Source organism: Burkholderia sp. 3C, from assembly GCF_054589155.1.
The window spans coordinates 22,203-31,057 of record NZ_BAAILN010000043.1 but is presented as its reverse complement, the minus strand read 5'-3'; the positions used below and the strand labels follow the sequence as shown (position 1 = coordinate 31,057).

The window sequence follows — 8,855 nt, the reverse complement described above, 5'->3', positions numbered from 1 at the left end:
GAGCGCCGCCCGGCCGGGCGGCTGACCGCGCGGCGGCGTCACATCTTCACGCCGTCACGCGCCCACGATCGTTCAATACGCCGCGCGAGCGGCTTCGTATGCTCGCGGCTCCCTCACCTTTCCCTGCGGACGGAGCACACCATGACCACCCCCACCCCGGCATTGCGCGGCCAGTGCCAGACCATCGATCTGGCCGACAAGCTCGCGCGCGTCGAAGGCTACTGGCAGCAGCGCGTCGTCGCCGAAATGAACGACTACCAGTTCAAGGTCGCGCGGCTCGACGGCGAATTCGTCTGGCACACCCACGACGACACCGACGAAACCTTCATCGTCCTCGAAGGCGAACTGCAGATCGAGATGCGCGGCGGCCCGGCCGGCGAGCACACCATCGTGCTGCGCGCGGGCCAGATGGCGGTCGTGCCGAAGGGCGTCGAGCACCGTCCGCACGCGCTCGGCGAGGTGAAGCTGCTGCTGGTCGAGCCGCGTGGGGTGGTGAATACCGGCGATGGGGCGCGCAACGAGCGAACCGTGGCGAATGATCTGTGGGTTTGATGCCGGGGCGCGGCCGACGGCTCAGAGGTTGATTCCGCCCGATACTTCGATGCGCTGGCCGTTGATCCAGCGCGCATCGTCGGTGCAGAGGAAGGCCACCGTGCCGCCGATATCGTCGGCCTGCGCGACGCGGCCCAGCGCCGTCTGCGCCTTCACGTAGGCCTGCAGCTCGGGCGAGTTGCGGATTCGCGCACCGGCGAAATCGGTTTCGACGCCGCCCGGCGCGATCACGTTGGCGCGAATGCCGCGTGCGCCGTACTCCTTCGCCACATAGCGCGAGAACGTCTCGACCGCCGTCTTGCAGGCCGCGTAGATCGCGTAGGCCGGCACGATGAAGCGCGTGGCCGCCGCCGTGATGAACACCACGCCGCCGCCGTCGTTCATCATCGCTAGGCATTGCTGGGTCAGGAACACCACGCCCTTGAAGTGCACGTTCGAGAACGTGTCGAACACCGCTTCCGTGACCTCGGCGATCGGCACCGCCGCGCCGATCCCGGCGTTGTTGACGAGGAAGTCCAGCTTGCCCGTGTTCCAGCGCGCCTGCAGCACGGCCTTCAGCTCGGCCAGGAACGGCGCGAACGCGCCGATCGCCGACACGTCCAGCGGCAGCGCCGCCGCCTTGCGGCCCATGCTCTCGATCTGCGCGACCACCGCTTCGGCGTCGGCGCGCCGCGTTTGATAGGTCAGCACCACATCCACGCCCTTGCGCGCCAGCGACAGCGCGATATCGCGCCCGATCCCCCGGCTGCCGCCCGTCACCAGGGCCACTTTGGTTTGTGTCGTATCCGTCATGTCGATCTCCCGTTCAAGAATGCCTCGCATGCTCGTCGATTGTTGATAGATCGACAATTCAGCACAATGTGAACAGGTTGTTTATATGGAAGAACAATGAAGATCGACCCTGGTGAATTGAGTCTGTTCGTGGACGTCGCGCGGGCCGGCGGGTTTCGCGACGCCGCGCGCGTGAACGGCAGGAGCCCGTCGCTGTTGAGCCAGTCGATCCGGCGGCTCGAAGACAAACTCGGCGTGCGGCTGTTCAACCGTTCGACGCGCAGCGTCGTGCTGACCGAGGCCGGTGCGCGGCTGCTCGAAAGCGTCGCGCCCGCGTTCGCCGAGATCGACGCCGCGCTCGACGTCGTCAACGGCTATCGCGAGCGCCCGGCCGGCACCTTGCGCCTGAACGTGCCGCCGATTGCGGCGCGGCTGATCCTGCCGTCGATCCTGCCGCGCTTTTTCGCGGCGTATCCGGAGATCGAGGTCGAGCTGGAGGTGGAGGAGAGTCTCGTCGATGTGCTCGCATCGGGCTGCGATGCCGGCATCCGCTACGAGGAGCGCCTGGAGGCCGACATGATCGCCGTGCCGATCGGCCCGCACACCCAGCGTTTCGCCACCGCCGCCGCACCCGGCTACCTGGCCCGGCGCGGCACGCCGCAGCATCCGCGCGACCTGCTCGCGCATGCCTGCCTGCGCAGCCGCTTTCCGAGCGGCGCGCTGACGCCGTGGATCTTCGAGCGGGATGGCGAGGTGGTGCGCGTCGAGCCGACAGGGCCGTTGCGGGTGCGGCCCGGCGTAGCGGTGGACATCCTCGTGGATGCGGCGCGGGCCGAGGTCGGCATCGTCCATCTGTTCGAGGAATGGCTGCAACCGCATCTCGACAGCGGTGCGCTGATACCGGTGCTGACGCCGTGGTGGCAGGGGTTTTCCGGGCCGTTTTTGTACTATCCGAGCCGGCGATTGCTGCCGGCGCCGTTGCGGGCGTTCGTGGATTTCATCAAGGGATGAGCGGCGGCGGAAAAGCAGAAAGCCGGCGCAAGGCCGGCTTTCTGGACATCCGTTGGTGGAGAGGAGGAGGATCGAACTCCCGACCTTCGCATTGCGAACGCGACGCTCTCCCAGCTGAGCTACCCCCCCAACATTCGATCGATCATACACAAGCCGATCCGGGGATGGCAAGCCCGCCGCGAACCGTTTCGATCAGTTCGACGGCGCGCCGGCCAGCACCCATTTGACGACGGCCTTGACGTCGGCGTCGCTCATGCCGGGATGCGCCGGCATCGGGATCACGCCCCACACGCCGGAGCCGCCGTCGCGCACCTTCTTCTCGAGCTTGGCCGACGCGGCCGGATCGTTCTTGTAGCGCGCGGCGATATCCTTGAACGACGGCCCGACGAGCTTGCGGTCGACCGCGTGGCAGCCCATGCAGGCGTTGCCGCGCGCCACGCGCAGGCCATCGTCGGCGGCCTGCGCGGCGGGCGCGGCCAACAGGCCCGCGCCCAGCGCGAGCGTGGTGACAGCCAATGCCGCCGCGCGGCGAACGGTGCGGCGAACGCTCATTGCTTCACCGCCTTCGCGTTGCCCGGATGCACGTTCGGCGAGCTCGTCACCGGCGCGGGCGCCTGCGACTGCAGCGGCGTGGCGCTGACGCTCGAATCGGGCACCGCGCCCACGGTCGGGCCAACGTCGACAGCCGCCGGCGGGATCTGCGTCACGCCGGGGTCGCTGGCAGGTGCGCTCGACGAGGTCAGGGCCGGCGAGTCGGCCGGCTTGATGTACTGGAACACCTTCACCACCTGCAGGACACCCGGCACGCGGCTGGCCGCGTCGGCGCCGATGTTGCCTTCGTCGACGGTCACGAGGCCCATCAGGTAGACGTTGCCGCGCTCGCACACCACCTTGAAGTTGTTCGCCGAAATGCCCTTCTCGCCCACCAGCGCCGACTTCACGCGGCCTTCGAGATACGAATCGTTGGTGCGGTCGGACAGCGACGTGGCCGGTTGCAGCGCCAGCTCGTTGACGATCGCGTTGACGTTGTTGATGGCGCGGACGATTTCCTCGGCGCGCTGCTTCGACGCGTTGTTCGACACCTCGCCGGTCAGCAGCACGCGGCGGTTGAACACCGTCACGGCGACGTGCGCGTCGTCGGGCAGGCCGCTGCGCAACTGCGAGGCCGCCTTGAGCTGGATCTCGCGATCTTCCGTCTGCGTGCCGAGCGTGCGGCGGTCGGTTGCGATCAACGCGCCGCCGCTGGCTGCGGCGCCCACCACGGCCAGCACGCACCCCTGCAGCGAAACGGCCAGGCCGGCCGACAACGCGATCATCAACGTGGTTCTCACAAGCGTCTGTCCAACGCGGCGGGTAATCATCGACAAGCTCTCCTTCGAATCAGTCTTCGCCCAGCAGCATCGCGTCGATGCCGTCGCACAGGCAGTGGATGGTCAGCAGATGGACTTCCTGGATGCGCAGCGCCCGGTCGGACGGCACGCCGATATAGATATCCGTGTCGGACAGCGCGGCGGCCAGCGCGCCGTCGCGGCCGGCCAGCGCGATCACGGTGATTTCGCGTTCGCCCGCCTCGGCGGCGGCGGCAAGAATGCGCGGCGAATCGCCGGCCGGATCGATGACCACCAGCACGTCGCCCGTCTGGCCGAGCGCGCGCACCTGCTGCGCGAAGATCTGATCGGCCGCCTCACCGCTCGTGAACGGGCCGGCGCGACTCGCATCGGTGGCAAGCGCGAGGCCCGGCAGGCTGGGCCGTTCGCGCTCGAAGCCGCCGACCAGCGCGTTGGCAAGCCGTTCCGCCGCAGCGGCCGAGGGGCCGTCGCCGCAGACGAGAATCTTGTTGCCGTTCGCGAGCGCCATGAACATCGCGTCGACGGCGGCTGCGATCGGCAGCGACAGCGCATCGAGCACCTCGAGCGCGAGCGCCGCGTTGTCGCGGATATGTTGCTGAATACGTTCGACTGACATCGTCCTATCGCGTGTAGCGTGAAACCCGGGAAGAAGCGCGCGGCAAGCCGCGCGGTAGCGTGGGTGCGGCGAGTTTACCGCACTCCAGGGCCGCCACCGCCGCGTCCTTTACAACTCGACACAAGAACCGGGCACGAAACACGCAGGGCGCGTGGCCGGCTAGGTGTCGTCGGCGCGAAACGCGTCGCGCAGCCAGATCAGTTGCCCGGCCTCAAACGCCACCACGTCGAAGCGGCACGCGCTGCTTCCTCCGAAGCGCGCCCACACCGCGCGCGCCGCCGCCACGAGACGCCGCCGCTTGTGCGACCCGATGCTGGCGAGCGCGCCGCCATGCCGGCCATGACGGCGCGCGCGTACCTCGACGAACACCAGCGTGCCGTCGCGCTCGCGCATCACGAGATCGAGTTCGCCGCCCCGCACCACCAGGTTCGCCGCGACGAAAACCAATTGCCGACGTTCGAGAAAGCGCCGCGCCTGCCATTCGAACCGGGCGCCGACGCGCTTCGAGCCGGGGCGTCCGGATGTGTCCTCGGCCACCGCGTCGATCACGTTGTCAGCCATTGCGCCGGCCTTCGGTATGCGGCCCTCCGCATACGCCACCTCGCCCGCACCATCAGCCATTTCGCCGACCTTCGGCCTGCCGCCCTTCACATTCGCCACCTCGCCAAAATCCTCAACCGTTTCGCCGACCTTCGGCCTGCCGCCCTTCACATTCGCCGCCTCGCCAAAATCCTCAACCGTTTCGCCGACCTCCGGCCTACCGCCCCGCGCATTCCCCGCCTCGTCCGAATCCACGCACGGCCGCGCCGCGCCCGCGTGGCACAATGCGTGGCTTGTCCCGCCCGCCGCGCGTTTGCGCATCCGTTCCGCCATGACTTCCCTCCTCGATCTCGCCCAATCGCAGCACTTCCCGACCGGTGCGCTCTACGTGGTCGCGACGCCGATCGGCAATACCGCCGACATCACCGTGCGCGCGCTGCATGTGCTCGGGCTCGTGGATCGCATCGCGGCCGAGGACACGCGCAACACCGGCCAGTTGCTCGCGCGCTACGACATCTCGAAGCCGCTCCTGGCCGTGCACCAGCACAACGAGCGCGAGGCCGCCGGCCGCGTGGTCGAACTGCTGCGCGCGGGCGAGCGCATCGCCTACGTGTCGGACGCCGGCACGCCCGGCATTTCCGACCCGGGCGCGAAGCTGGTGGACGCGGTGCGCGCCGCGGCGCTGCCAGTGGTGCCGCTGCCCGGCGCGAACGCAGCGGCGGCCGCCGTCAGCATCGCCGGCGACTGGGCCGGCCCGTTCACCTTCGCGGGCTTCCTGCCGCCCAAGCCGAAGCAGCGCGCCACCGCGCTCGAACCGCTGAAAGCGCACCCCTACGCGCTGGTGTTCTACGAAGCGCCGCACCGCATCGTAGAAACGGTCGAGGCGCTGGCGCAGGCATTCGGCGGCGAGCGCCGGCTGTTGATCGGCCGCGAGCTGACCAAATTACATGAGGACGTGTTCGTCGGCACCCTGGCCGAAGGGCCAGCGTGGCTGGCCGCCGATGCGAATCGCCAGCGCGGCGAATTCGTGCTGGTCGTGCAGGGCGCGCCCGTGCAGACGGACGACGACGATCCGCACGCGCACGATGCGCTGCTCAAGCTGCTGCTGTCGGAAGTGCCGGTGAAAAGTGCGGCAAAGCTGGCGGCCGCGATGACGGGCGCATCGCGCAACACGCTCTATGCACGGGCGCTGGAACTGAAGGAAGACTGAGGGAAACCGGACGCAGCGCGAACGCGCGGCGCATCACATCTCTCGGCGTGACCGATGTCACGCCGTATCTGGAAACTGCCTGGAATGCACGGGCCAAGCGGCGCCGGGAAGCCGGCTCGCCTGACGCTCAGCGGCTCGCCTGACGCTCAGTGCGTGCTGGTGTTCGACGCCACCATCTCGTCACGCGCAACGCGCGCCTGTTCCGGCGACAAACCGACGATCTTCACGCGCGCCGTGCCGGCCTTCACCACGCCGATCAACTTGGCTGCCGCATACGACAGATCGAGCACGCGGCCCCGCGCGAACGGGCCGCGATCGTTGATCTTCACGACCACCGATTTGCCGTTCGACTGATTGATGACCTTCACGTACGACGACAGCGGCAGCGTGCGATGCGCCGCGGTCAATTCGTTCATGTCGAAGCGCTCGCCGTTCGCGGTGCGCTTGCCGTGGAAGGCGCGGCCGTACCACGAGGCCCGGCCCGTCTGACGGAAGTCGGAGGCATCGGCCGCGTCGATCGGCTTTGCATCGGCCAGCGATGCGCGCTTGGCGTCGTCGGTGTCGGTGGCCGGCATGGTGGCCAGCGCCGAATCGAAATTCGCCTGCTTGTTGTCGTCGTCGGCTGCTGCGGCGGAAGCCGTGCGCAGCGCATCCTTCGGGTTGCCGTTGCTGGACGCCTGATCGGCGGTCGGCGGCATGGCACACCCGGTGAGCGCTGCCACCATCACTACTGAACCGAGTTGCCTCGGCAATCGAAATTTCATCGACGTGTCGCCTATGGGTGCGGGCCGCGCAACTGCTGATGAGGCGGCCCGGACGGATATGCGCGCACGCGCCTGCTCCTTGCGAGCAAGCGGCTTGCACTGGTGCGGCTGTCGTACTTGCCGCGACCGTCCTGATTAGCTTTCACGTCTGGCGCAGCCTATCCCCGGCAGCCTGGCCAGACCCCAAATGCCGCCATCGAACATGACAGGCAGTTCGCACGCGTCGCGGTAAACCCAACGCGCAGGAACGGCGGCATAGGCCTCATCCGGCATGCGGCAGCATGGCCGCGGCGGGTATTCGTAACACCCGGCCGGACAAGACGTGAGCACCGATTGATCGGTACTGAGATGCGCCGCCGAAACAGCCGGCGGCTAGTGCATTGACGGCGCGACGGCCCGTTTTGCGGTGCCTTGACGCCTGCTTGAACACGTGGATGAACCACGCACAATGGACGGCATTATACATAAATGAAATTAGTCACCCGGAAATCGGCCTGGCCCCTTGATTGATTCTCACTATGATGCAATCCCGGGCACACCCGCCGTGGCGGCCCGCTGCGCCTGTTCGGCCTTGCCCGTTCGGCCAGCGCACGGCACGCGCGGGCGGACGAGCCAGTACAATCGAGCCTTTCCCGCCTTACGTACCAACCCCATGAAAGTCACGTTGATACCGGTCACGCCGTTCCAGCAGAACTGCTCGCTGATCGTCTGCGAAAAGACGGGCCGCGCCGCCGTCGTCGATCCGGGCGGCGATCTCGACGTGATCCGCGGCGAGGTCGAGCGGCAAAACGCCCAGGTCGAGAAGGTGCTCGTCACGCACGGCCACATCGATCACTGCGCCGGCGCGAAGGCGCTCGCCGAGCATTACGGCGTGCCGATCGAAGGCCCGCAGGAAGATGAACGTTTCTGGATCGAGCAGTTGCCCGCGCAAGGGCAGCGCTTCGGCTTCAGCGGCGATGCCCAGGTGTTCGAGCCGAACCGCTGGCTGGTCGACGGCGATACGCTCACGGTCGGCGAAGAAACGCTCGAGGTCTATCACTGCCCCGGCCACACGCCGGGCCACGTGGTGTTCTTCAGCCGCGAACATCGGCTGGCGATCGTCGGCGACGTGCTGTTCGCCGGCTCGATCGGCCGCACCGATTTCCCGCGCGGCAATCATGAAGATCTGCTGCGCTCGATCCGCGAAAAGCTCTGGCCGCTCGGCGACGACGTCACGTTCGTGCCGGGCCACGGCCCGGTGTCGACGTTCGGCCAGGAGCGCGAAACCAATCCGTTCGTGTCGGACCGGAGGTTCGGATGAGCGGCGAGATCTACGTCAGCACGGACGTCGAGGCCGATGGCCCGATCCCCGGCCCGCACTCGATGCTGAGTTTCGCCTCGGCGGCATTCACCGAAGACAAGCAGTTGATCGCCACGTTCTCGGCGAATCTCGACACGCTGCCCGGCGCGACCGCGCATCCGGTGCAGGAAGCCTGGTGGAAGACCCAGCCCGAAGCCTGGGCCGCCTGCCGGAAGGATTTGCAGGCGCCCGAGGCGGCGCTGATCGCCTATGTCGAATGGGTCGAGGCGCTGCCCGGCAAGCCGGTGTTCGTGGCGATGCCGGCCGGCTTCGATTTCACGTACATGTTCTGGTACATGATGCGGTTCGCGGGGCGCTGCCCGTTCTCGTGGTCCGCGCTCGACATCAAGACGCTGGCCTTCGCGCTGACCGGCCTGCCCTATCGCAAGGCGATCAAGCCGCGCTTCCCGAAGCACTGGTTCGACGATCACCCGCACACGCACGTCGCGCTCGACGATGCGATCGAACAGGGCGCGCTGTTCTGCAACATGCTGGCCGACCTGCGCGTGCGGCAAGCGGCGTTCGACCAGGCCGCGGGCGCCGGCACGAATGCCCCGGCTGCCTCGACCGGCCCGGCCGCTAAATAAAACGCGCGCCATGCGCGATCCGATGCGGCGGAGCGGTGAAAATCACCCGTTCCGCCGGCATCACGAAGCAAAATTCCCTCGCATCCGCGACATCCATTGCACGAGTTTTCTTGCAC

At 67.7% G+C, this 8,855-nt stretch carries 11 protein-coding genes and 1 tRNA gene; 5 read left to right on the top strand and 7 right to left on the bottom strand.

What is annotated here, in order from left to right; genetic code table 11:
• Positions 1 to 141 precede the first annotated feature (141 nt).
• Positions 142 to 552 carry a cupin domain-containing protein gene (locus ACYP33_RS06455; protein ID WP_459620478.1) on the top strand — a complete coding sequence of 137 codons (411 nt, stop codon included), beginning with the start codon at positions 142 to 144 and terminating at the stop codon, positions 550 to 552.
• Between the two features lie 21 nt (positions 553 to 573).
• Here the strand turns inward: ACYP33_RS06455 and ACYP33_RS06450 are convergent, their stop codons facing one another.
• Positions 574 to 1,344, bottom strand: a complete 771-nt coding sequence (locus ACYP33_RS06450; RefSeq protein WP_459620476.1) for an SDR family oxidoreductase — start codon at positions 1,342 to 1,344, stop codon at positions 574 to 576.
• A 96-nt stretch (positions 1,345 to 1,440) separates the two neighbouring features.
• Between ACYP33_RS06450 and ACYP33_RS06445 the strand changes: the two genes are divergently transcribed.
• Positions 1,441 to 2,334 (top strand): LysR family transcriptional regulator, encoded by an 894-nt coding sequence (locus ACYP33_RS06445; RefSeq protein ID WP_459620474.1) that lies wholly within the window; start codon positions 1,441 to 1,443, stop codon positions 2,332 to 2,334.
• 53 nt (positions 2,335 to 2,387) lie between these two features.
• Here ACYP33_RS06445 and ACYP33_RS06440 read toward each other — a convergent pair.
• From ACYP33_RS06440 to ACYP33_RS06420, 5 genes are all read right to left on the bottom strand, one after another.
• Positions 2,388 to 2,463 (bottom strand) — tRNA-Ala (locus ACYP33_RS06440).
• A gap of 63 nt (positions 2,464 to 2,526) precedes the next feature.
• Positions 2,527 to 2,886, bottom strand: a complete 360-nt coding sequence (locus ACYP33_RS06435; RefSeq protein WP_459620472.1) for a c-type cytochrome — start codon at positions 2,884 to 2,886, stop codon at positions 2,527 to 2,529.
• Complete coding sequence (locus tag ACYP33_RS06430) at positions 2,883 to 3,695, bottom strand: BON domain-containing protein (protein WP_414450552.1); 813 nt, start codon at positions 3,693 to 3,695, stop codon at positions 2,883 to 2,885. Before ACYP33_RS06430 ends, ACYP33_RS06435 begins: the two co-directional genes overlap by 4 nt.
• Before the next feature lie 19 nt (positions 3,696 to 3,714).
• Entirely contained in the window at positions 3,715 to 4,299 is a 585-nt protein-coding gene (locus ACYP33_RS06425; protein ID WP_414443632.1) for an SIS domain-containing protein, read from the bottom strand.
• 159 nt (positions 4,300 to 4,458) lie between these two features.
• On the bottom strand, positions 4,459 to 4,860 hold the full coding sequence (locus tag ACYP33_RS06420) for a YraN family protein (RefSeq protein WP_459620480.1): 402 nt from the start codon (positions 4,858 to 4,860) through the stop codon (positions 4,459 to 4,461).
• A gap of 310 nt (positions 4,861 to 5,170) precedes the next feature.
• Between ACYP33_RS06420 and rsmI the strand changes: the two genes are divergently transcribed.
• Positions 5,171 to 6,049 carry a 16S rRNA (cytidine(1402)-2'-O)-methyltransferase gene (gene rsmI / locus ACYP33_RS06415; RefSeq protein WP_459620470.1) on the top strand — a complete coding sequence of 293 codons (879 nt, stop codon included), beginning with the start codon at positions 5,171 to 5,173 and terminating at the stop codon, positions 6,047 to 6,049.
• Positions 6,050 to 6,195: 146 nt separating this feature from the next.
• On the opposite strand, the gene ACYP33_RS06410 is transcribed toward rsmI, so the two are convergent.
• Positions 6,196 to 6,813 (bottom strand): septal ring lytic transglycosylase RlpA family protein, encoded by a 618-nt coding sequence (locus ACYP33_RS06410; protein ID WP_459620468.1) that lies wholly within the window; start codon positions 6,811 to 6,813, stop codon positions 6,196 to 6,198.
• A gap of 652 nt (positions 6,814 to 7,465) precedes the next feature.
• Between ACYP33_RS06410 and ACYP33_RS06405 the strand changes: the two genes are divergently transcribed.
• Both ACYP33_RS06405 and ACYP33_RS06400 read left to right on the top strand, forming a co-directional pair.
• Positions 7,466 to 8,113, top strand: a complete 648-nt coding sequence (locus tag ACYP33_RS06405) for an MBL fold metallo-hydrolase (protein WP_414443629.1) — start codon at positions 7,466 to 7,468, stop codon at positions 8,111 to 8,113.
• Entirely contained in the window at positions 8,110 to 8,739 is a 630-nt protein-coding gene (locus ACYP33_RS06400) for a 3'-5' exonuclease family protein (protein WP_414443628.1), read from the top strand. Before ACYP33_RS06405 ends, ACYP33_RS06400 begins: the two co-directional genes overlap by 4 nt.
• The last annotated feature ends 116 nt before the right edge of the window (positions 8,740 to 8,855 follow it).

What these genes read in the sequence shown, in the direction of transcription:
- ACYP33_RS06400 (WP_414443628.1), top strand. Translation starts at nt 8,110, where the DNA reads ATGAGCGGCGAGATCTACGTCAGCACGGACGTCGAGGCCGATGGCCCG.
- ACYP33_RS06425 (WP_414443632.1), bottom strand. Translation starts at nt 4,299, where the DNA reads ATGTCAGTCGAACGTATTCAGCAACATATCCGCGACAACGCGGCGCTC.
- ACYP33_RS06450 (WP_459620476.1), bottom strand. Translation starts at nt 1,344, where the DNA reads ATGACGGATACGACACAAACCAAAGTGGCCCTGGTGACGGGCGGCAGC.
- ACYP33_RS06405 (WP_414443629.1), top strand. Translation starts at nt 7,466, where the DNA reads ATGAAAGTCACGTTGATACCGGTCACGCCGTTCCAGCAGAACTGCTCG.
- ACYP33_RS06445 (WP_459620474.1), top strand. Translation starts at nt 1,441, where the DNA reads ATGAAGATCGACCCTGGTGAATTGAGTCTGTTCGTGGACGTCGCGCGG.
- ACYP33_RS06455 (WP_459620478.1), top strand. Translation starts at nt 142, where the DNA reads ATGACCACCCCCACCCCGGCATTGCGCGGCCAGTGCCAGACCATCGAT.
- ACYP33_RS06410 (WP_459620468.1), bottom strand. Translation starts at nt 6,813, where the DNA reads ATGAAATTTCGATTGCCGAGGCAACTCGGTTCAGTAGTGATGGTGGCA.
- ACYP33_RS06420 (WP_459620480.1), bottom strand. Translation starts at nt 4,860, where the DNA reads ATGGCTGACAACGTGATCGACGCGGTGGCCGAGGACACATCCGGACGC.
- ACYP33_RS06435 (WP_459620472.1), bottom strand. Translation starts at nt 2,886, where the DNA reads ATGAGCGTTCGCCGCACCGTTCGCCGCGCGGCGGCATTGGCTGTCACC.
- rsmI (WP_459620470.1), top strand. Translation starts at nt 5,171, where the DNA reads ATGACTTCCCTCCTCGATCTCGCCCAATCGCAGCACTTCCCGACCGGT.
- ACYP33_RS06430 (WP_414450552.1), bottom strand. Translation starts at nt 3,695, where the DNA reads ATGATTACCCGCCGCGTTGGACAGACGCTTGTGAGAACCACGTTGATG.